Here is a 21,849-nt window from a genome sequence, read left to right as displayed (position 1 = left end):
ACAACATTTTAAATACTTGTATTTACAAATAAGCGTGAAATCCAGGAGACCTAATGGCTGATTTCCTTCAAACCAATTTAACAGGACTTGCTCAAATACAAAAAAAGCACACAAAAATACTGGCTATAGCAGTGATTCTTATGACAATATTCCTGGGTATAGGCCTTAAGGACCTGACCATAAATTCGGACTTCAGGAAAGAAATGCCAAAAGAACTTCCGATCTTTAAACTCAATGACCGCATTACTGATAAATTCGGGGGGCAGGACGCTGTTGTCATTGCAGTGGAAATCGATGATACAGTAGATTCTAAAAATTCGGTAAGGGATATACGCGACCCAAGGGTAATACAGGCCATGATGCTGCTGGATGAAGATTTAAGAGGCGAGGCAAGCGTCACAAGCGTCAGTTCGCCTGCAAGTTTTTTCAGGGGGCAAAATGGAGTAACACCTGAAAATATAACAAAAACCCTTCGCAGCAATCAAATGGCTGATGGATTCTTCAGTAAGAACTATAAGATGGCACTCATGTTCGTGGGCGCCGATATAGGCACAGGAGAAGAACAGATACAGATTTTTGATAATCTTATCCAGGAGCATATCAAAAATACTCCAAAACCCACTGGTGTGAAATTTGGAATAACCGGGGCGCCCATAATCCGCATGACAATTTTTGATCTTTTAGAAAGGGATGCTGTTTTAACACTCGCTGTTTCGGCTATCATAATCCTGCTTTTGCTTTTTGTAATGCAGCGCTCATTTACTCATGGATTGCTGGTATTTGCTCCGCTCTCCTTTGGATTGATATGGACGATGGGAACACTCGGCTGGCTCGGAATCCCGCTTTCCGTTGCAACTGTGGGTCTATCCTCCATGATCCTGGGGCTTGGAGTAGAATATGGCGTATTCGTACTGAGCAGGTATAAAGAAGAAAGAGCTAAAAATGTGAGCCAGCTTGATTCCATGAAGACCACAGTTTATGCAATCGGTACTGCTGTTATAGGTTCGGGTTTGACTACGATTGTAGGTTTTGGTGTTCTTTCATTTGCAAGCGTTCCCATGATCCAGCATCTTGGCCAGACACTTGCCCTGGGTATAGCATATTGTCTTCTTGCCGCTCTTTTTGTAAATCCTGTTTTCATTCTCCTGGAAGAGGATTATGAATATTGGAGTACACACAGGAAACTTGAGAAACTCGCCATGAAGAAAGAAATGCATGCACAGAGGGTGAGGTAAATATAATATGATCAAACCCCTGGAAAAATACTCAGAGTTCATTACACAGAATCCCTTCACTGTGCTTGTGATCATGCTTCTGGTAACAGCATACGCTATACAGATGATCGGCACGATCGAAACAAAAAAATCCGATATGAAATCAATGCTCCCAAAAGATGTGGATTCAATAACTACATTGAACAGCATTGAAAATGAATTCGGAAGCACAAATTTTGCGTTGTTTGCGGTAGAGGTGGATCCTTCTAATATCGGCTCTGATGAAGTGCGTGATGTCCGTGACCAGCGGGTATTGCTCTATTTGAACCAGCTGTCAGAGCTTGCTATCCATACTGAAAATGTTATTGAAGTAACAAGCGCGGCGACTGTACTTAAAAGTATCAACCAGGGGAGACTCCCGCAGTCAGCAAGGGAAGTCCAGGAACTTGCAGGAAAAAACGGTCTGCTTGACAATTACATCAGCAAGGATTATACTACTGCTCTTGTGAGGATACAAACTACTGATGATGTTGATCTTAAGGCACTTGAAATCGAGCTTGATAAGATAATTAATGAAGTTCCCCAGCCTCCCGGTATCACAACGACTCTCGGTGGTGTGGCAATGGAAAGTGTTGTCATGGAGAAAAATATCGGGCCTGATATGGCAAAGACGTCCCTGTATTCTCTTATCGGAATACTGATAATCATCCTTGTGCTCTTCCGTTCCATTAAATACGGGTTCACCCCGATGACCACAATAATTTTCGGAACGACCTGGGCAATGGGTTATGTAGGATTTATCAGGATGGGCATGAGTTCCCAGACATCGGGAGTCTTATCCATGATCATGGGTATTGGAATTGACTTCGGGATACAGGTTGTAACCAGGTACAGGTTTGAAATGGCAAATATCCCGGAAATAAAAGAACGACACCCTGACCTTGAACTTGGTCCGAAGCATGCAATGGCTGTCACTCTTAACAATGTAATAATCCCAATGTTAACCACAACGCTTGCCGCGCTGATAGGTTTCCAGGCGATGTCTCTCGGGAAACTCACTTTCCTTGGCGATATGGGAACGATTATGAGTTATGGTGTTGCTGCGAGCATGGTCGCAGCCATAACAATAGTCCCGGCGCTTGTAATAATATTAGATACAGTTGATTTAAAAAAGTATATAAAATTATTTAACAGATTTGAGGTAGAAAATGAATAGAATGTTAAAGCAGACAGCAGTAACCGGCATGATTTTCGGGTTGTTGCTGATGATAATGATATCAGGCCCTGTTTCATCCGCTCCCCTGACGGGAGCGCAGGGAAGCAGGATACAGGCAAATTTCATGAACCAGGACCCTGACCCTGCGGATGCAGGAAAGGATGTTGATCTCAGATGGCAGATCACAAACACAATTCCCGGAACAGTAGAGGCTTTGAAATTCCGTCTTGATGCTCAATACCCGTTCCTGTTTGAAGCCGGGGATTCTCCTGATAAAGATCTCGGGGCATCTGTGGGAACAAGTGATAACAAATTGTATTATGTACTCCATTATAAGCTCAGGATAGCGGATAATGCCCTTAAGGGAACGTATAATGTTACGCTGAACTGGGATACCGGAGATGGCTGGACAAAGAAAGAATTCCCCATCTATATAGACCCAAAGAGGGCAGATTTCGTAGTTGGGGCGCTTGTGACATCGCCTGAAAAGATAATTGCCGATACCAAGGAAGCAAAATTATCCGTAAACATTGATAATATCGGAAAAGGCGATGCCCAGAACGTCAAAGTGAAATTATTGTTGCCATCGGGTTTTACGCCCACATATAGTTATTCGGATGAAGACAGCCCCGGGATTATTTCGAAGGGGACGGGCAAGACAACGAACTTCTATGTGGATGTCGATGAAAACGTAAGGGAAGGGGAATACAAAGCACAGCTTGAGATCACTTACAGGGATGAAAATGATGAGAACAACACCTACAGTACAAAGACACTTGACCTTATCATACCCATCAAACCCGCTCCTTATCTAATCGTAGAATCAATAACAACTACACCGGAGAAACTTGTGCCAGGCTCCAATGCTGAATTCAGGATCAAAGTAAAAAATACGGGTAATGAGAAAGCCGATTCCGTATCCCTCCGGGTTTTTAAGGATGCTTCGCAGCCATTTGAATTCAATGAGAAATCAGATTTCATAGGAAAACTTGAAAAGAATGACAGCGGCGATGCTGTGCTTCGAGTTACGGTCGATAAGAATGCTGCAGCCAAGAAATACCTTCTTGACGTTGAATTAAGGGGTATCGATGAAAAGAACAACGTGGTAATATTCAGGCGCACAGTCCCGATAACTGTTGAACCGGCAGCTCCAACACTGCCTGTGGCCGGAATTTTCGGCGGTTTGATCGCTATTGTCGTTGTTGGAACCGCAGGATATCATTTAAGAAAAAGGAAAAACCAGTGAAGGCATTTTTGCCTTCATTTTTCTATTCCTGCATCCGTATGAATGAAACAATAACCGCCCTTGATAGATTCATGCACCCGCATACGTACTTCCTCTGCTATGCGGGCTGCCTCTTCAATGGGAGTCCCTTTTAGTACATCGATATGCATTCCCATATGAATAGTATCAGGTCCTATATACTCAGCGCGTATTTCGTGCACCCCCATTACGCCTTCTACCGAAAGAGCAAGATTTTCCACAGTTTTCAACAATTCTGGTCCCGGTGAACGTCCCAGCAAGAAGCTTAAGTTTTCCCTGAACAGTCCTATGGCGTTGTAAGCTATTATGGTAGCAACTACTATAGAGGCAACAGGATCAGCAATATATTGACCCCGTATGATAAACAACGTGCCTGTAAGCGCAGCAACCAGGCCCAGCTCGTCATTGAATAACTCAGTAAGCTGTGCTCTGGCAGCAGCTCCATGCTTTTTTTGCCTGAGCATGTTTATCAGGGGAATTCCTGCAATAAACATCGATATGATAATCACTCCCAGAGCCAGGTTCAGGTTCTGATAACTCCCTGCTTCAGGCGCAAAGAGTCCTGGGATTGCTTCCCTGTATAATTCGAAACTGGTGAATGAAATAAAAAGAGTTGCTGCCACAAGTGCAGCCACATTCTGTGCCCTGCCATAACCGAACATGTGGACTTCGTCCGCTTGCCTGTGCGAATATATTAATGCTACAAGTAGAAAGCCTGACACAAAGATATCGCTAAGAGTGTGCAGCGCTTCAGCATAAATAGCCATGACTCCGGTCATAAAATATACTGCCAGTTTCATGACGAAAATCAGGATATAGACTCCAACTGCTATCTTCAATGCACGAATATCGCTTTCCTGCGAGGAGGCGGTTGCGTTGCTCATTTCTGCATCATTTGTTTTCTGAAGTCTATATCCCAAGTTTCCGCCTGAAAGATGTCAATATTTCCGGCCCCTCCTTCCCGACAACAACGGTATCCTCAACCCGTACTCCGAATTTTCCGGTATATAATCCGCAATTCCCGACCGCCATAACAGTATTTGTTTGAAGAGGCACAGCTTCTTTTTCACCATGAAAAAAAGCATGGCCGGGCGGAAGAGGCGCTTCTTCGAACTCAATCCCTACGCCATGTATCGGAGGGCCGAAAATATGTTCACCATGCCCAGCATCCCGAATAACAGCATGCAGCGTTTCCTCAAGATCGCCGATATTTGCGCCTGATTTTACTTTCCTGATAGTTTCCTGCTGCGCCTTAAGATATATATCATAGGCCTTCTGCTGTTCTTCATCAGGTTTTCCGGCACAAACTGTCCTGCACATATCAGTGCTATATCCATTAACGATCGGATGAATATCGATCATCACGAGGTCACCGGTCCGGATTTTCCGGGTTGTTGGAAGGCCGTGGGCAATATTGGTTCTGGGACCTGAGCAGACATAAGTCCGCCAGAACTCCTCGGCGCCAGCTTCACGCATCGCATATTCGGCCTCAGCAGCTATATTTGATTCTGTCATGCCGGATTTAAGAGAGTCCACAGCAGCCTCCATCCCGAAATCCGCAGCTGCAGCAGCTCCTTTTATTAATTTTATTTCTTCCTCGTCCTTGACTATCCGTAGTCTTGACATGATATGGGTGCAGTCTTTTACGGAGATATCTCCGGGCTTGGCATGCGGATGGGTAAGCATCCCCATCATCGATTGTGTCAGGAAAGTATATTCAAGACCTATTGCCCCTTTATTTATATTGAAGTCCTTAAAATAGTGAGCTATCGAATGGATCATTCCCACTTCATCATCAAATCCCGCTATATGGTCAAACTCTGCAAGTTCCTTTACATCTTCAATATCTGTCTTTGGCACACCAAGTGCAACTTTTCCATCCTGTGTTATCATGGCAAAAGAGCACAGGCGCCCATCTCCGGTAAGATAGAACATGTTTGCCGGTTTTGCAAGAAGTAACGCATCAAGCCCCTCTTTTTCCAGAAGGCGGCTGCATTTTTTCAAACGCTCTCTATATATGGATTTCATTTTAAATCTCCTTATTTAAATTATTTCGTTCACCTTTTATTTTTATTGTACTTATTAAAATAAGATCATACGCGATCAGCAATCCTCCCACAAAGGCGATCAACCCGCCAATTAATCGCCATTCAAAATACGGTAATAGTGTATTCTGGACGCTCATGAAACTCAAACCCCCGACCCTTTGCTGGTATACCTGGATGACCCCTGCGATTATCAATGCAATGATCATATTTAAAAAACCAATAACAAGAAGCCAGAATCCAATTTTCCCCCTGTACTGTGGAAAATCCAATCTTCCGGATATTTCCGGGATTGCAAGATACGCAATTCCGATAACGAGTAATAGATATGTGCCAGGAGTGGCAAAATGTGCATGTGATGACGTTACCTGGGTCCCGTGCGTGAAAAAATTGATCTGTGGCAAAGTATGGAGAAAGCCCCAGAGTCCTGCCCCGATAAAGTTACCGAGTGTAGCTCCGATAATCATGTAAAGCACAACTTTATTCGGGATAGGTTTTTTGTTCTCTTTCAGGTCTTTATATGCCGACCAGACCATAAGGAAAAGAGGAACAGGTTGAAGTGCGCTAAAAAGCCCGCCAAGGAAAATCCAGATGCCTGGTGTCCCTATCCAGTAATAATGATGACCCTGTCCGATTATCCCTGTAAGAAAAATGAGTGCAACTTCAATAGCCAGGTATTTTTCAATTATTTCACGGTGCACCTGAGTCATTGCCAGGAGAATAAGAGCTATTACGCCTGCTGCTATTAATTCAAACGAAGCCTCGACCCAGTAATGAACTACCCACCACCTGAAATACTCAGCAGCTACAATACTGTCAAACCATATTTCACCGGGAACATACATTAATATCGAGCCTATTGCGCCAGCAGCAAGGACAAGAATGGGTGAACTTAACTTGTTCTTGCTTTCAAGGATCGTAGCGATCACGTTGTAAACAACGCTCAAAAGCCCCACCGTAAGAAGTATATCCCAGAATCTTCCAGCTTCAAGGTATTCTCTTCCTTCTACCAGCCACCAGTTCCTTCCTGTGAAAAAAATCTCAGAAACGATGATCCCGATGCCAATAAGAAGAAGGAACCAGAACTGGATATCGATCAAAAACGGATGCTTTATGTCGCGCCCGGTCTCAGCCGGAAGCAGATAATACAGGCCGCCAATAAATCCAAGAAGCAGCCAGAGTACCATTAAATTGAGATGAAGCGCTTTTAAAATATCAAATGTTAAATTTAACGGCAGATTTGTTGAAGAGTCTCTTGCAAGGAAATCAACGCTCATCACAAGACCAAGAAGCATCTGGGCAATAAATAGCAGGACAGCGGCAATGAAGTATTTCCCTGTTTTTATTTTTGATGGATATTCACTCATTACTCAAGTCCCCTCATCATTTTTTTATTCTCATAAGCAAGAATTATCGCGAATATCAGCACGTTTATAAATACAATCCCTGATACTACCTGCCAGATACCAAAAAAATCCAGTTTTTTTGCAGATGTACTGTCCGGATTACCATCCCTCTCCCATGAACCATCGCCAGGCCAGCCATTGGTATCAAGCATATCTGTATATTTCAAAAAAGCGGTTATCCTGTAAGCATCATCTTCTTTCATACCTCGATCCCGCATTGGCTGCATACCCTTTGCCGGTGCGCCTGCAAGAATAAAACTGGAAAGTGCTGCGTCATTTTCTCCCATTCTTTTATAAACCGTTGTCATGTCAGGTGCAAAATATGCCCCATTCCCTACGATAGTATGGCAGCCCATACACTGGTATTGCTCAAAGGCTTTCTTTCCTTCAACTGCATTGTATGTGTTTTGATTAAAATTCACAGTTACAGCTAAAGGATCAGGATTCCTGTTGGCAAAATCCGTGTAGAATGAGATTATGCTAAACGGAATCATAAGGAGTGCAGGGATAAGAAGCCCGATCAATATGAGCCGATTATTGTTCATCTTTCTTTAAGCCCCCTTATAAAAAGATATAATATAAAAATCGCCAATCCTGCTGAAACTAAAATTATTGCGCCACCGCCTGTTGTGTTATACCATTCCTTTCCGGAGTACCGAGGTTTTGTTGGCGCAGGAGTAATTTGAGGCTGAGTAATTTGAGGTACTGTGAGCTGATAATCACTGAACTGGAATATGAATAGATATTTTACGGCATCCCAGCGTTCATTTTCAGTCAGGTCGTTCTTATATGGGCGCATAGCTGTCCCCGGGATGCCCTGTGTTAAACGATCAAAATAGACGGATGGTTGCTTTACGGCCGTCTGGCTTAAATTCGTAAAATCAAAAGCTTCGGGCAGACCATATCCGTTTCCCAGCATACCGTGGCATCCCGCACAGTCCTTCTCATAGATTGTTCTCCCATTTTCTGCTGATTGCCTGTCGATCCAGAAAGCCCAGAGATATGCTATAACATCCCATATGTCTTTTTTTGGAAGTTTGCTAAAAGATGACATAGCAGTTCCTGGAATTCCATTTGCTATCGCATCAAAAAATATTGTCGAGTTGGAGTTGACCATCTTTTCGCTATTCGTGAAATCGAAAGCGCCGGAAAAAGGTGATCCATCCCCTTTTTCACCATGGCACCCTGCACAATTCGAAATATATATTTTTTTTCCTGCTTCAATTGAGGGTCGTTCATCCGGATAGTCGACAGCTACGGCGCTTGCTGGAGATGTGATTATACACAAGCTTATTAAAATAAAATATATTTTCCAATTGATTGAATTCATGACTGCCCCTGCATCAATTCCCTTATATATCAGATAATTCTCTCACTTTCACTCTCACTTTCACCTTATATATATTAGATTATTATGAGAAGTATTAATCGTTTCTATTTTTGACTCTGGATGAATAAGAATTATATGCATCTGCCGCATACATTGATATTATATGATTTCTTTAATTGTGATTGTTCAGTTGAGCTGACCCATGACAACTGAAATCCTCTCTCTTGCAAAATATCTCGCCTCTTCACGCTCAGAGTTTACACTCCTGGAGATGAACCAGTACCTTAGCAGGAAATATGAAGAAAAAGAGTTATATACGATTTTAAAACCGCATTTTTATGATCTTGATCTTTTTTGCAGTGCCAACTACAAATGTACAAGACTGGTAAGGAGACCTCTGCCGCACGGCGAGAAGATTGTCAATGAACTTGAGGCGCTTTTTAAGAATCCGGGATTGCCCTTTCACATGGAGAAATTGATCGAAGCTTATATAGAAAAATCGTGTGGCAAAAACTGGCATAAAGGCGAAACTGCTACATGTATCCGTGAAAATATCGTGAAGCAGAAAGAGGAATACTGGAAAGGAAAAGGGAAAGGAGAAGGAGAAGGAAAAGAAGAATCCCGGTATCCAATGATAAGGATAATATCCTACCTGCTCTATCATTTCCCTGTATATTTCTGCCAGTACCAGTACCTTTTGCTTGAATTATTCAAGGGTGGAGTACTTACGAACAAAATGAGTATTGTTGACGTTGGTTCAGGTCCCGGGACAATTACACTCAGTACACTTGATTTCTTAAGGAAACTCCAGGATATTTATTCCAGGAATAAAATGGATGTTAAACTCAATATCAGGATAGGTTCGATCGAGCATGAGCTGGAAAATATCGAGTGTTACAGGGAACTCACGTCCGGCTTCCTCCTGGGCAGTAATGCGAATATATCGAATTCAAATATAACAATTGATGAACCGGTCCATTCACCTGTTGAGACCGCGCCTGTTCCCGGAGATTGTGACTTTATTATATTCTCAAATGTCCTTGCTGAGTTAATATCTCTTCCTCATGAACGTGCCGATGTTGTGGAAAGGGTTGCTTCAGCGAGCAAAAATCCCACACTAATAATTATTGAGCCTGCTGACCTTGATAATTCAAAGGCTCTGCGCATCAGCCAGCACGCTCTGGTCAAAAAAGGATTTAATGTATATAGCCCCTGCTCTTTTATATGGGGAAGACTATGCAGCGGCATTAATTGCTGGAGTTTCCAGGAGCCTGGGAACATTAAGGTGCCAGGCTTCATGGAAAAGATTGCTGATACAGTCGATTCTTACAGGTATTTGAACACTGACATGAAATTTTCATCAGTCATTTTAAGGAGAGACAGGCTTACCAGGAACGCTTATCGAGCGAAGGGAAAAATCATGGCTCTAACAAGTCTCAAAAAACATATCAAGAAACACATAAATGTTGCAGCATCAGTTATGTCCGGAAATCTTGGCGATGAGAAAACTTTTGTGTTCAAGATATGCGACGGCACAGCTTCATCACCATGCTATGCTATAATGCCGCTGTACCATATGAGTGATAATAACAGGGCGCTTATCGATGCGGGTTATGGGGATATAATCGAGATATCCGGCACCCTTGTACGCGAGAACGTAGAACAATCGTCTTTTAATCTTTTTATCAGCCGGAATACGATCGTTAATATTATAGGTTAGTTAATACTATTGTCGTTATACTATTCTATTATCCCTGTACTATTCTATTATCCCTATACTATTCTATTATCTATTCACGCAGCAATTTTAATATTTTTAAACCCTGCTCGATACATTCCATTTTATCCTTTATCCTTGCGAGTTCTGTCTCGTTTTCAAGACTTGCTGCCAGTTCACTGACTTTATTTATGATTATATAGCTGATCTTCTCGTTAATGTGAGATATATCGGCTGATTGTGGAGCTGTCTGGATAGCCGTTGCCATGTTCTTCTTTTGCTGGCCTTGATCTATCCGTTCCATCTGCTGTTTTTGCTGTCTTTCTGTTTCCTGCGGCTTAGCAATTTGTTTTTTTTCCTGGATTTCCTGGAAATCACATACGGGACAAACAATTTTTCCCTGGTACCGAAACATCGGAGCTCCACATTCATGATGTGTTGCAAGCATTGTTCCTCCCTTTTCAAGGAGTTTTGTTATTTTTTGGATATTATCATCCGAGTCTTTGCCAACCATGATATCACCGAAAGTCTTTTCAAGCAATAATTTTAATTACAGTTTTTGTTTCATATTTATATCACGTGGTGATAACTGTGTCGGAAAATCTTAGTGAAATTATAAAACAATGTACTGAAGTGCTTGACAGGATAGTCAGTGATGATTCTGTCCCAAGAAACATCAGACGCTCAGCAGATAACATAAAAAACGTTCTTTCCAATGAAAAACAGCCAATATCAAAAAGGGCAGCAATTGTAATATCGAATCTTGATGATATCGGGAATGACCCCAATATTCCAATACATACAAGAACGTTAATATGGGGATTATCAAGTAAGCTGGAGTCAATCCCTGTTGACCGGTAAGTTCATTTTTTAGATTTCTACCTACCCTATTGTTTCTACTGGAGAATTGGGAAATTAGAACTTAACTCCAATTGATTAGTTCTGTGTTTTGTTTTGTCTTTTAATTGTCCAACTTATAATATTTAAAAAAAACAGTACAATTATTTTTTTAATAAATAGAAATATTTTTGGTAATAATAGAAACCTTTATATATAGTTAAGTCATAACTGGGTCACATCGGTTTTTTAAAATTTCAAAAAAATAACCAAAATCATTTTTTTAAAATCTCCACACGAAATAATGGGGTGGGTTTACACGCTCTCCAGTGGAAACAATGGGGTCATGAGGATAAAATTTTGCTTAAATCACGTACATTATGATGAATATGATTAATTAAACGATACATTGCGGCATCTTTTATGTATATGGACATATCCGGACAGTGGTATTTCCAATTGAAATAGAGGGGTCGTTACCATTACTCTTAATACCTATCCTTCCATTGGAGTAATATGTACGAGGCTAAGGATGGAGACAAATAAATCACCAATAAACGGTATTTTCGAAGATATGTTGATGCGTGCAACGATCTTTGAGAACAGAGAGGTACTGAGATCAACATATACTCCGGATTATCTTCCGCACAGGAACGATCAGGTAAAAGGATTGGCTACAATATTAGTTTCGGCTTTAAGGGGTGAAACCCCTTCTAATATCCTGATATACGGAAAGACCGGAACAGGTAAAACCGCTGTGGCAAAACATGTAGGCAGGGAACTTGAAAAAACAAGTGAAACGCATGATATCCCATGTGTCGTTGTATATATTAACTGTGAAGTGGTGGATACGCAATACCGTTTGCTGGCATCCATTGCACGGCATTTCGATAAGGACATTCCCATGACCGGGTGGCCGACAGACCAGGTATATTCTGAACTAAAGGGCGCTCTTGACTTGGATAAACGCATAGCAATAATAATACTCGATGAGGTTGATAAACTTGTATGCAAAGGAGATGATGTGCTTTACAATCTTACCAGGATAAATTCGGACTTGAAAAAATCAAAAGTCAGTCTTATAGGCGTCACGAATGATCTTAAATTCACAGAATTCCTCGATCCAAGGGTTAAAAGTTCACTGGGCGAAGAAGAAATTATTTTCCCGCCTTATGATGCAAACCAGATAAGGGATATCCTTAACCAGAGAGCACAGATGGCTTTTAAACCCCAGGTACTGGAAGAGACTGTTATCCCTCTTTGTGCTGCTTATGCAGCCCAGGAACATGGGGATGCAAGGCGTGCACTTGATCTTTTGCGGGTATCAGGAGAGATCGCAGAACGAATAAAATCGAGCAAGGTCCTTGAAGCGCATGTCAAACAGGCCCAGGAGAAAATAGAAATAGACAGGATAGTAGAGGTAGTGAGGACCCTGCCGAGCCAGTCCAAGCTTGTTCTATTGAGTGTGGTTCTTCTCGGATACAATGGTGACAGCAACCTCACAACAGGCGAAGCGTATAATATTTACAAGCAGATGTGCAGATTGATAGGAATAGAAATCCTGACCCAGCGAAGGGTTACGGATTTGATATCCGAGCTTGATATGATGGGTATCCTGAATGCAACTGTTGTAAGTAAAGGCAGGTACGGAAGGACCAAAGAAATCTCTTTGAGCGTTCCTTCCGAAAGCACTAAAAGAGTTTTATTCGAGGATTACAGGTTAAAACCGCTGGAAGATTTCAAGCCGCCCAACCAGACAAAGTTGTACGCCTGAAATCATCTCTTTTTATTATTTAAAACATGCAAAATTCCCTCTGGGAATAAGCGAAATACATCCGAGCAATGGTACCCTGCCAAATCTTGCTTTCCCGATCACCCATTCTTTTTTAATAGGCTGCAGGTGACTTATACTGCCTTGCTGGTCATATGCAGCATTAGTTTTTGTATTATCACCTTTTGTAATGTAGCCGGCATGTGGGGCAAGAGGTCCTCCGGGCCACATGGGTTCGCTTTCGTTCACGTAATACATGGCTCGATGGATAATTGGTGTAACTCCCTCAATCCCACGTGGTTTGTATAAGATGACATCGCCATATTCATCAAAAGACAAATAGTTCATCTTTTTCCCCTCTTCATTTGTGATTATTTCCGTGCGATTGATACTTTCAACAAATATGATATCACCGATCCGGATGTGGGGGATCATGCTCCCGCTTTCTACTGCTACCATTGGTGTATATAGTCCCAATGCGATCTTTGAAACCGAGGCGAAAATAAGTACAACTGTAAGTACAAAGACCATATCACGCAAAAGTCCTGCAAAGAAACTATCACTTTCTTTAAAATATTTTACTATTTTTTTTAGACCCATAAACAGATTGAGATAATATCAGTTATCATATTAAGACTTGTTCCTTATTAATCCAGATTCAAGCCGGATTTATACACAATTACTGGTTAAAACAGGCGAGATTTCCTCTCATGGTGAGTGAGACACACCCGATCAAAGGTACTGGTCTGAAACGGGCAACACCAATTACCCATTCCTTCTTGACTGGCTGCAAATAACTTATGCTTCCCTGCTGGTCGTATATCGGATTTGTATCGTTATTATCCCCTTTTGTAATATAACCCGCATTGGGAGCAGAAGGCCCGCCCGGCCACATAGGTTCGCCTTTATTGACGTAATACATTGCTCGATGAATGATAGAAGTTCTCTTCTCATCTCCGGACCGCATGTATAAAATTACATCACCGTAATAACCAAAAGATAAATATCCTGTTTTTTGACCATCCTCATATGTTATAATTTTCGAGCGGTCCGCGCTTTCGATAAAAATTATATCGCCTATATTCAGATGGGGGACCATGCTTTTACTTTCTACTGCTACCATCGGGGAAAAACGGCCAAGGGCAATGTAAGAGACCGAAGCAAAAATCGCAACTACTATAATAACAAATAAAAAATCCCGAAGAAGCCCAACCCAGAAATTATTGCTTTCCTTTATTTCTTTTATAGTTTCTTTTATCCCCATGATGTATATGTAGTCAGTAAGAATTATTAATTGTTACTATTTCTGTTATTATTTATATTTCTGTTTCTAATTCTATTTCTTGAATTCTCACATCTTTGTTGAGAAGGTGGAAAACATACGGATTTATTAATATCAAAGCTGTATTCGAGGCAAAAGGAAGAATATTAATGGAGCTCCAGAAACCCAGAGGCACGCGTGATTTCCTGCCGGAAGAAATGATTAAGCGCAGATATATTGAAAATAAGTTACGCGAGGTCGCTACACACTGGGGATACGGGGAGATAAAAACACCGACATTTGAACATATAGAGCTTTTTACGCTTAAATCCGGTGAAGGGATACTGGGTGAAATATATAATTTCAAGGATAAGGGTGACCGCGAGATAGCGCTTCGTCCTGAACTGACCGCCCCTGTAGTAAGGATGTATGTGGAAGAGCTCCAGAGATCGCCAAAGCCCCTGAAATTCTTTTATTTTGATAACTGCTTCAGGTATGAGCGTCCCCAGAAAGGACGTTTCCGTGAGTTTTTCCAGTTCGGGGTCGAGATAATCGGAAGCGCAAGGCCTGAGTCTGATGCAGAAGTAATAGCGCTTGCGGTTGAAATGTTAAAAAGTGCAGGTATCAGTGGAGATCTCCATGTGGGAAACCTGGGAATAGTGCGGGCTCTTTTAAAAGATACCAGGCCTGAACACCAGGGCAAGATCATGCGGCTTGTGGATAAGAAAGATGATAAAGGGCTTGAGGAATTTCTTGAAGAGATCAATGCACCTGATGATATGAGGGGAAAGTTGTTCCGCTTAATTGGATTACATGGTGAAAATGCAGTTCATGAGGCGCGCGAACTTGTTGGGGATATTGATGCGATATCGCAATTCAAAGCGCTTCTTGATCTCCTGGATGTGTATGGCCTGGAGTATCAGGTTGATCTCGGGATCGCAAGAGGTCTTGATTATTATACAGGCATGGTGTTTGAGATTTATTGTGAAGGACTTGGCGCCCAGAACCAGGTGTGCGGCGGCGGGTCATACAGGCTTGCGGCGCTTTTCGGGGGCGAAGACACGCCATCAACCGGATACGGTATCGGGTTTGACAGGATAATGGAGATCTGTGAGGTACATCCCCAACCACCCGGACGCATTGTGGTAGTATCGTTTGAGGACACGCGCAAAGAAGCAATAATTATTGCAAGTAAGCTAAGGGAGCATCTCCCGACATACTTAGATGTCATGGGGCGCAAGTTCAAGGACCAGATCGCTTATGCCAATACGATTGGCGCAAGTCATGTGGTTATCGTGGGAAAGAACGAGCTTGATGCAGGGAAGGTGGCGCTTAAGGATATGAAGACCGGGGAGCAGGTGCTGGTTACGGTGGAGGAAGCGGTTGAAAGAGTGAAAAGCTAATTTTTCAGATTTTCTCTCAAAAACTCGATATTTCCCTTTACAATGTCCGCACTTCTGACAGCTTTCAATTCATTGAATATTATCAATGATTTATTATAAAATTCCAGTGCTTTCTCTGGCTTTCCCCAGCCCTGGTACACAAGTCCGATGTTGTTAAAGTCTATTGCTTTTCCCCTTATATCCTTAAGTTCCTCATCTATTTTTAGTGCTTTCTCGTAAAATTCCAGCGCTTTCTCCTGTTTTCCCCAGTCCTGATATACACCCGCGATATTGTTGAGATGTGTTGCTTTTCCCCTTATATCCTTAAGCTCCTAATCTATTTTTAGCGCTTTCTCGTAAAATTCCAGCGCTTTCTCCGGCTTTCCCCAGTCCTGGTACAAAAGTCCGATGTTGTTAAGATCTATTGGTTTTCCCCTTATATCCTTAAGTTCCTCATCTATTTCGAGTGCTTCGGTGAAATACTTGAAGGCATCTTCAGGTTTTCCTAGATAATATACCTCATTACCCAGAGTACGAAGAATATTGGCATCTTTAACAGGCTTTCCTTTTACTTTTGAATATTGGTCAACTTTCTCGCGCGTTACATTCAAGAGTTTGAGCTTATCATTGCTGAGTTCAAATGAAGCATCATTAATAACGGCTCCTGTCATTTCAGGTAAATTCCGGATAAAACAATCGCTGATATTTTTCAAAACGGTTTCTTTATCAAGATCAAGAGGACTCAGATTCTGGATATTTATTGTGCAATTAATAAGATTAACAATGGGAGCAGACGCATTTTTTATCTCAGGTGAATTAATTTTTATAGTCGCTCTTCGATACTCATATTATTGGCGTTCTGCTGAATTACACCTGAAGAGTTGCAGGCAGATTGGGAGACAACGGGGGGATGGGCAGCAGGTTTCTTGCGATAATTCAGGTAAGCAATAATCACCCCTAAGGCTGATACTATCAGGGCAAGCACTGTGGAATCTACGACCATCCCGAACAACTGGATATCTACCATCTGGACAAAACATAATTCAAAAGGCAATAAAACTATCCTGAATAATTATCGTATGTCCTCGGTTAAGAGAAAAATCAGGCATAGAACACGGATTGTGCGGATGACGCGGATACGCGCGGATTGGATTATCCGTGCAAATCCGTGTAATCTGATTAAGTATAAATACAAGTTATACCAGACATAAACACTGGAGATAACCAAAATGGAAGCCATAATGAAAGTCGGTCCAAAAGGGCAGGTAGTCATTCCCCAGGAAATAAGACATGCTCTGAACATCTATCCTGGATCAAAGGTACTTTTCAGGTTAGTTAATAATAAATTAGAGATAGAAAAACCTCCGCAGGATGCAGTTGCCATCTTCAGGGAAAGTGCAAAAGGCATGGGTAAACTCAAGTTCCATCCTCATGAAGCGTATGAAGAGGAACTGGAAGAGAGGATAAATTGAATTATTTTGATTCAAACCTGATAATCTACGCGATGCTGGATGAAACAGAGATTGGAGAGTGGACAAGAGAGTTAATGGAACGGATACAGACCGGGGAAATGACTGCCTGTACTTCTTTTCTCACATTTGATGAAGTTTTTTATAAGGTAAAAAAAGTCAAAGGCCCTGGTGTGGCCATTAAAAATCTTGAAGCTTTTCTAACTATGCCAAATATGAGGTTTATTGATGTTAATGATGGTGTAATATGGAAAGCTCTTGAACTTATCAGGGGATATCATCTTCTCCCACGGGATGCTATACACGCAGCATCAGCGTTCATTGCAGGTGCAGAGATTATATTTTCAGAGGATACGGATTTTGATAATATCCCGGGTTTAAAGAGAACGTGGCGGGGAATGAATAAATAGAATAAATCCAGGCTCACATAGGTTTCACACGTTCTTCACACCAAGCTTAATCAAAATGTGAAAAGATTAGCAAGTGTCGGGATCGATTATGGTTTTACCAAGAAAATTCAAGAGAAGGGCAATAACCTCAAGAATAATGATTGAAAGAAAGAACAGGAGCCTGAGGGAGGATTTTAATCAATTTGATCTGGGTTCTAACTATTGAATACATCCACTGGCTTTCACACTTACAATGGAAATCCACATATTTTTCACACCTATATTAATCAAAGTGTGAGTTTTATTGATGATGGTTAGAATGAAGGGTCTAACGGATGGAAGAAATATGAAATGTAAGCACCTGGAAATAAACTGCGTAACGCGAATTATTAATAAAGAATGTGAAGAGCTCCGGGCATGTGAATTCGGAGTATCCTGTAATTTTCAGGATAAGCAAATAGCAAACTTATCTTAATTTTCTTTAATTAGATATATTCGCGACATGCATCGCCACGCCGTTCACAACGGCGTCTCCTTTTTATCAGAAGAAGAAAAAATCTCTGTGATTTTGACTTTTCGGATGGGTTCGTTCAGAGCAATAGACTTTTAATATTCCAAACCAGTATTATTACAGGAGCAATGGAAAACCATTCATAGCCAGCAGTTGGTTATGCTTCAGGAAGATATGACATTTTTCAAAGTGGGGAGAAAATCATGAATGAAATCGAAATTTCGGATGAAGATCTGGAAGGATATCTTGCAGCGAGAAATTTTACCAGAACAATTGGTGAGGAGATAGTGAGCAATATCAAAGTCGGCATGACTGAGAAGGAAGTAAAGGAAGTTGCCTCTCGGATTTTCAATAAGAATGGTGTGAAACAGCACTGGCACATGCCTATCATAGGTGTGGGTGAAGGAAGCACAAAATTGAGAAGTGCGTATGCTCTTGTATCCAGCTATTTTACAGAAGATAAGCGTATTTTGCAGGAGAATGATATTATATTAATAGACATGGCTCCGATTTACAACGATTATCCGGGAGATTATACAATAAATCATGTAATGGGAAGCAATCCTGACCTTGAGGCTCTGGCTGCATATGCGCATGACGTTTCAGTAAAGATTGCCGGGCATATAAAAGAGGGAATGATCGTAGCAGATGTATTTCGCTGGGCACAGGAACTCGCGGGTAAAAACCCTGAATATACTTTAGCATATCCTCCCTTTATTTCCATGGGACATCGTTTACGCAGGGTCCCTCCACTATGGCAGGTATTTCCTGAACCAGGTCTTAATTATTTGCTCTTCGGAACCAGTGGACCTTTTATTACATCAAGTAATAACAGACCGATGAATGGACTCTGGATAATCGAACCTTACTTTATACACAAAGAGCGAGCCGCTAAATTCGAACAGCTTGTATTAATCGGAAAGGAGACACTGATTCTATGAAAGTGATAACAGATGCTCTTTGCCATAACATATTTATGTCTCAAAATCCATAATACTTTTGCGGTTAGTTATTTGGTTAAAAGATTACTTATAATCATATATTCAGGAGGTTAGATATGAAATCGATTATCACAGCAGAACTTGAGATTGCAGCTCTGGGGACCGGAAGCACAAGTATGAGTCCTTATATTTCAGAGGCTGTAAAGGCTATTGAAATGTCGGGCATTAAATACCAGTTAACCCCGATGGGGACAGTAATAGAGGTATCCTCTATCGATGAAGCTTTCAACGTAGCAAGAGCAGCTCACGAAGCGCTTATAAAAAAAGGCGCAAAAAGGGTTGTCACACACCTTACAATCGATGATAGAAGGGATGCTCCAAAGGATATGGAGGAGAAAGTAGAGTCTGTAATAGAGAAAATCTAGCCACTTCTGTTCAAACTTCGTAAGTCGTTTAATCGATGAGCTGCGCCTCTGCTGGAAACAAAACATATATTATATTTATTAAAATTGAAATCCAATTAATCCATAATGTGGTTCGACGCACTCCGCCAGGCTTTACAGTATCTTTTATCAGTGATACCTGCAACGATCGCAGGTATTATCCTGATGGAACTGTTGATAGAAATGGGATGGGTCCAGAGGCTTGGCTTCATAACTGCGCCCTTTATGCGCTTCGGGCACCTCAGGGAGGAAATCGGCGTGAGCTTCTTCGTGTCCTTCGGATCCCCAACAGCCGGGAATTCAATGGTGGCACAGCTTAACAAAAAAGGATTGATTGACGATAAAGAAACCCTGGTTTCCTCTCTTGTAACATCTTTTCCTGCAACATTCATCTTTGTAAGGGATCTTACTCCTGTACTTCTAATATTGCTCGGAACAACAGGAATCATTTATCTTGGCATAGTTGTTGGAGTCGGGCTTCTTCGGACAGCAATATCCCTTATTCTCGGCCGCTTTCTATTGCCTCCCAAGAAGAGTGTAATTATACAACAGGGAATAAAGACAAAGAAATTCAGGGATGCACTGAAAAGTTCGATATTATCTTCATGGGTTCCCCTGCGGAGAATTATCCCAACAATGATAATAGCTGCAATAATCGTATTTCAGCTTATCGATATCGGTTTTTTCGATATGCTATCTGCATATCTGAAAGGCCTGCCTGTCCTGAAATCTCTTCCGGTGCAGGCTCTCCCCATCATTGCAGCATGGTTTGCAAGTAACGTCGGGGCATATACGATAGCAGGTAAGCTTTTAGCTGATGGCGTAATGACGTCAAAAGAAATCGTGATAACGTTACTCCTGGGCCGGGTGCTTTCAAGCATAGTGCGCCTGCGATTCACCGTTCCTTATTATACAGGGATTTTCTCTCCTAAATTGGGAATGCAAATAATGCTTCTTGCCACGCTGATGCAGGAAGGATTAACCATAATTGTTATTACCTTTCTTGTGGTCTTATGGTAACCGGATTTGAACTAACCGCAAATGCTCCGATCGGGATTTGAACCCGAGTCACTGGCTATCTTTATTTCAGCACCTTCTGGCGCTTAAAACTTGAAAGGCCAGAATGATTGGCCTGCTACACTATCGGAGCGCAGTAGGCCTAATAATACACAACTATATTTAACGGTTTGGTAAGAAAAATTAATTGAAAGTCTAAACTGCCGGTAATTTTCAGATTTTTCAAATATCAGTCGATATATTTATATAGTGCAAAGAAGGGTTTTTAGTATGGTGTCGAAATGGAAGATAAATGTCCGAAATGCGGTGAAACCCTTATAACCAGGACCATTAAGAAAAAAATAGGTCTTGGCAGTATTGACTATCCGGTTGCCCAGACATGTCCGAAATGCAATTGGAACAAAGACCTGACAGGTGCAGGAGATATAGCTGCAACACCTGTAATGCAGGATTCAGGTGAAGTTAAAAAAGAAGAGAAAAAAGCACAAAAAGAGGAAAAAGGGCAAAAAGTGCAAACAACGCCCCGGGTAAAACCACTGGATTTGACTGCCCCCTCTTCAAGCCCGGCAGATTCTGTATCCAGTATCAATTCGTTGATCATGATTGCTCTGGCAATCCTCGTTGTAAGTGCTATTGCATGGGTATTTTTCATGGATACGGCTGAAGAAAAACAGGATACTCCGGTTGCGGCTTCAACACCAGCAATTACCAGCACTCCGGTCCTGACCCCGGCAATCACAGTTGTTCCGGAAGTTACGGCGTCAGGAAAGCAAATATCGGTGAAACTTGAAACAAATAGAGGTATTAATCCAAAATCAGTCACAGTAAAGGCCGGCGATGAAGTTGTATGGACAAATGATGGAACATACGCAGTTACTCTCGTAAGTTCCGAAGGTCTTTTTGAAGATAAGTTCCTGAATAATGCCAAACGCACAAATTATACATTCAGGAAGTCCGGGAATTTCAGTTTCTATCTTAAAGGGGATAAAAACCTTGCCGGGAATATAATCGTTGAACCTTAAACCATGGTCCAGTCAAGCTGGAACCCATCAAGGGTCATGAGGATTATCTTCTGCTTCAGGCCAGGCAGATCATAAGGTAACTCTTCAAACCCTACATATAATTCATCACCCGGATTTATTTCCGGGGGTGCATTTGGTGTCTTGCCGAAAAAGTATTTCTTATCTGCCTTTCCATCCAATACAACTACATTTCTCCAGCCTTTTGCCTGTGCCACTCTTACAACAGTACATTTCCTTTTGAATTTCTTTAAGGTTTTTTTCACTCCACCGATCTCGGTTTCGGTAGTCTGGATCATATCAGCGTCATTTTCTGCCATTTTTATCACACCATAAGAACCTTGATATACCAGCTTATGTATTAAACCATACTATTAAAGGTGATACTTATGGGACTTCCAGCAACCAAACGTTATCTGATTGAATTGTTGCACATGCATAAACTTACTTACGAACAAGTAGCTCAATATACAGGTTTACCTGTTGAAAGGGTAAAGGCCATAAAGAAAGGTGAAGAACCCACGGATATAGAACAATATAAATTAAAACAGGTAGCCTTTTCCTTATCTGACCTCCGCTCGAAAGATACAGGCGAAACGATGGATTAAATAAAATTT

Annotated in this window: 26 protein-coding genes and 1 tRNA gene; 14 read left to right on the top strand and 13 right to left on the bottom strand. The window is 41.6% G+C overall.

What is annotated here, in order from left to right:
- The first annotated feature begins 53 nt into the window (after positions 1 to 53).
- From FIB07_06930 to FIB07_06920, 3 genes are read left to right on the top strand one after another with little or no spacing between them, the layout of a single operon-like run.
- Positions 54 to 1,235, top strand: a complete 1,182-nt coding sequence (locus tag FIB07_06930; protein ID NJD52587.1) for a hypothetical protein — start codon at positions 54 to 56, stop codon at positions 1,233 to 1,235.
- Between the two features lie 7 nt (positions 1,236 to 1,242).
- Positions 1,243 to 2,430: a hypothetical protein gene (locus FIB07_06925; GenBank protein ID NJD52586.1), complete on the top strand. Its 1,188-nt coding sequence runs from the start codon at positions 1,243 to 1,245 to the stop codon at positions 2,428 to 2,430.
- A complete protein-coding gene (locus tag FIB07_06920) occupies positions 2,423 to 3,676 on the top strand; it encodes a hypothetical protein (protein ID NJD52585.1) in 1,254 nt (417 codons plus the stop codon). The genes FIB07_06925 and FIB07_06920 overlap by 8 nt, the downstream gene beginning before the upstream one ends.
- A 14-nt stretch (positions 3,677 to 3,690) precedes the next feature.
- Here FIB07_06920 and FIB07_06915 read toward each other — a convergent pair whose 3' ends face one another.
- The 5 genes from FIB07_06915 to FIB07_06895 are packed head-to-tail and all read right to left on the bottom strand — an operon-like array spanning position 3,691 to position 8,475.
- Positions 3,691 to 4,614, bottom strand: coding sequence for a cation transporter (locus FIB07_06915; protein NJD52584.1), 924 nt, complete (start codon positions 4,612 to 4,614; stop codon positions 3,691 to 3,693).
- Complete coding sequence (locus FIB07_06910) at positions 4,604 to 5,722, bottom strand: aminopeptidase P family protein (GenBank protein ID NJD52583.1); 1,119 nt, start codon at positions 5,720 to 5,722, stop codon at positions 4,604 to 4,606. The genes FIB07_06915 and FIB07_06910 overlap by 11 nt, the downstream gene beginning before the upstream one ends.
- A gap of 1 nt (position 5,723) precedes the next feature.
- Complete coding sequence (locus FIB07_06905) at positions 5,724 to 7,106, bottom strand: nitric-oxide reductase large subunit (GenBank protein ID NJD52582.1); 1,383 nt, start codon at positions 7,104 to 7,106, stop codon at positions 5,724 to 5,726.
- The gene (locus FIB07_06900; GenBank protein ID NJD52581.1) at positions 7,106 to 7,690 is read right to left on the bottom strand and encodes a c-type cytochrome; all 585 of its coding nucleotides are present in this window, start codon (positions 7,688 to 7,690) and stop codon (positions 7,106 to 7,108) included. Before FIB07_06900 ends, FIB07_06905 begins: the two co-directional genes overlap by 1 nt.
- Positions 7,687 to 8,475 carry a cytochrome c gene (locus FIB07_06895; protein NJD52580.1) on the bottom strand — a complete coding sequence of 263 codons (789 nt, stop codon included), beginning with the start codon at positions 8,473 to 8,475 and terminating at the stop codon, positions 7,687 to 7,689. The genes FIB07_06900 and FIB07_06895 overlap by 4 nt, the downstream gene beginning before the upstream one ends.
- 202 nt (positions 8,476 to 8,677) lie before the next feature.
- Between FIB07_06895 and FIB07_06890 the strand changes: the two genes are divergently transcribed.
- Positions 8,678 to 10,195: a hypothetical protein gene (locus FIB07_06890; GenBank protein ID NJD52579.1), complete on the top strand. Its 1,518-nt coding sequence runs from the start codon at positions 8,678 to 8,680 to the stop codon at positions 10,193 to 10,195.
- 70 nt (positions 10,196 to 10,265) lie between these two features.
- On the opposite strand, the gene FIB07_06885 is transcribed toward FIB07_06890, so the two are convergent.
- Complete coding sequence (locus tag FIB07_06885) at positions 10,266 to 10,706, bottom strand: hypothetical protein (protein ID NJD52578.1); 441 nt, start codon at positions 10,704 to 10,706, stop codon at positions 10,266 to 10,268.
- Between the two features lie 68 nt (positions 10,707 to 10,774).
- Between FIB07_06885 and FIB07_06880 the strand changes: the two genes are divergently transcribed.
- Together FIB07_06880 and FIB07_06875 are read left to right on the top strand one after the other, a co-directional pair.
- On the top strand, positions 10,775 to 11,053 hold the full coding sequence (locus tag FIB07_06880) for a UPF0147 family protein (protein ID NJD52577.1): 279 nt from the start codon (positions 10,775 to 10,777) through the stop codon (positions 11,051 to 11,053).
- 508 nt (positions 11,054 to 11,561) lie between these two features.
- A complete protein-coding gene (locus tag FIB07_06875; GenBank protein ID NJD52576.1) occupies positions 11,562 to 12,803 on the top strand; it encodes an ORC1-type DNA replication protein in 1,242 nt (413 codons plus the stop codon).
- 15 nt (positions 12,804 to 12,818) lie between these two features.
- Here FIB07_06875 and FIB07_06870 read toward each other — a convergent pair whose 3' ends face one another.
- Together FIB07_06870 and FIB07_06865 are read right to left on the bottom strand one after the other, a co-directional pair.
- Positions 12,819 to 13,400, bottom strand: coding sequence for a S26 family signal peptidase (locus FIB07_06870; protein ID NJD52575.1), 582 nt, complete (start codon positions 13,398 to 13,400; stop codon positions 12,819 to 12,821).
- Positions 13,401 to 13,479: 79 nt separating this feature from the next.
- Complete coding sequence (locus FIB07_06865) at positions 13,480 to 14,064, bottom strand: S26 family signal peptidase (protein NJD52574.1); 585 nt, start codon at positions 14,062 to 14,064, stop codon at positions 13,480 to 13,482.
- Between the two features lie 167 nt (positions 14,065 to 14,231).
- On the opposite strand from FIB07_06865, the gene FIB07_06860 reads away from it, so the two are divergent.
- Positions 14,232 to 15,464 (top strand): histidine--tRNA ligase, encoded by a 1,233-nt coding sequence (locus FIB07_06860; protein ID NJD52573.1) that lies wholly within the window; start codon positions 14,232 to 14,234, stop codon positions 15,462 to 15,464.
- Here FIB07_06860 and FIB07_06855 read toward each other — a convergent pair.
- From FIB07_06855 to FIB07_06845, 3 genes are all read right to left on the bottom strand, one after another.
- On the bottom strand, positions 15,461 to 15,763 hold the full coding sequence (locus FIB07_06855; GenBank protein NJD52572.1) for a tetratricopeptide repeat protein: 303 nt from the start codon (positions 15,761 to 15,763) through the stop codon (positions 15,461 to 15,463). The two genes, FIB07_06860 and FIB07_06855, sit on opposite strands and share 4 nt — an antisense overlap.
- 12 nt (positions 15,764 to 15,775) lie before the next feature.
- Positions 15,776 to 16,156: a tetratricopeptide repeat protein gene (locus tag FIB07_06850; GenBank protein NJD52571.1), complete on the bottom strand. Its 381-nt coding sequence runs from the start codon at positions 16,154 to 16,156 to the stop codon at positions 15,776 to 15,778.
- A 110-nt stretch (positions 16,157 to 16,266) separates the two neighbouring features.
- Positions 16,267 to 16,470, bottom strand: a complete 204-nt coding sequence (locus tag FIB07_06845; GenBank protein ID NJD52570.1) for a hypothetical protein — start codon at positions 16,468 to 16,470, stop codon at positions 16,267 to 16,269.
- A 202-nt stretch (positions 16,471 to 16,672) separates the two neighbouring features.
- Between FIB07_06845 and FIB07_06840 the strand changes: the two genes are divergently transcribed.
- The 5 genes from FIB07_06840 (at position 16,673) to FIB07_06820 (ending at position 20,216) form a co-directional block, all read left to right on the top strand.
- Positions 16,673 to 16,915, top strand: a complete 243-nt coding sequence (locus FIB07_06840) for an AbrB/MazE/SpoVT family DNA-binding domain-containing protein (GenBank protein NJD52569.1) — start codon at positions 16,673 to 16,675, stop codon at positions 16,913 to 16,915.
- Entirely contained in the window at positions 16,912 to 17,322 is a 411-nt protein-coding gene (locus tag FIB07_06835) for a type II toxin-antitoxin system VapC family toxin (protein NJD52568.1), read from the top strand. Before FIB07_06840 ends, FIB07_06835 begins: the two co-directional genes overlap by 4 nt.
- 693 nt (positions 17,323 to 18,015) lie before the next feature.
- Positions 18,016 to 18,753, top strand: a complete 738-nt coding sequence (locus tag FIB07_06830; protein ID NJD52567.1) for an aminopeptidase P family protein — start codon at positions 18,016 to 18,018, stop codon at positions 18,751 to 18,753.
- Between the two features lie 116 nt (positions 18,754 to 18,869).
- Entirely contained in the window at positions 18,870 to 19,178 is a 309-nt protein-coding gene (locus FIB07_06825; protein NJD52566.1) for an MTH1187 family thiamine-binding protein, read from the top strand.
- Positions 19,179 to 19,283: 105 nt separating this feature from the next.
- Positions 19,284 to 20,216 carry a nucleoside recognition protein gene (locus tag FIB07_06820; protein ID NJD52565.1) on the top strand — a complete coding sequence of 311 codons (933 nt, stop codon included), beginning with the start codon at positions 19,284 to 19,286 and terminating at the stop codon, positions 20,214 to 20,216.
- Between the two features lie 22 nt (positions 20,217 to 20,238).
- Here FIB07_06820 and FIB07_06815 read toward each other — a convergent pair.
- Positions 20,239 to 20,346: transfer RNA gene (locus tag FIB07_06815), tRNA-Glu, on the bottom strand.
- 148 nt (positions 20,347 to 20,494) lie between these two features.
- On the opposite strand from FIB07_06815, the gene FIB07_06810 reads away from it, so the two are divergent.
- Entirely contained in the window at positions 20,495 to 21,235 is a 741-nt protein-coding gene (locus tag FIB07_06810; protein NJD52564.1) for a hypothetical protein, read from the top strand.
- Here the strand turns inward: FIB07_06810 and FIB07_06805 are convergent.
- Entirely contained in the window at positions 21,232 to 21,552 is a 321-nt protein-coding gene (locus FIB07_06805; protein NJD52563.1) for a hypothetical protein, read from the bottom strand. The two genes, FIB07_06810 and FIB07_06805, sit on opposite strands and share 4 nt — an antisense overlap.
- A 69-nt stretch (positions 21,553 to 21,621) precedes the next feature.
- Between FIB07_06805 and FIB07_06800 the strand changes: the two genes are divergently transcribed.
- The gene (locus FIB07_06800; protein ID NJD52562.1) at positions 21,622 to 21,840 is read left to right on the top strand and encodes a sigma-70 family RNA polymerase sigma factor; all 219 of its coding nucleotides are present in this window, start codon (positions 21,622 to 21,624) and stop codon (positions 21,838 to 21,840) included.
- The last annotated feature ends 9 nt before the right edge of the window (positions 21,841 to 21,849 follow it).

Source organism: Candidatus Methanoperedens sp., from assembly GCA_012026795.1.
GTDB lineage: Archaea > Halobacteriota > Methanosarcinia > Methanosarcinales > Methanoperedenaceae > Methanoperedens.
Note: the sequence above shows the minus strand (reverse complement) of the source record. Positions and strands in the feature narration are given on the sequence as shown.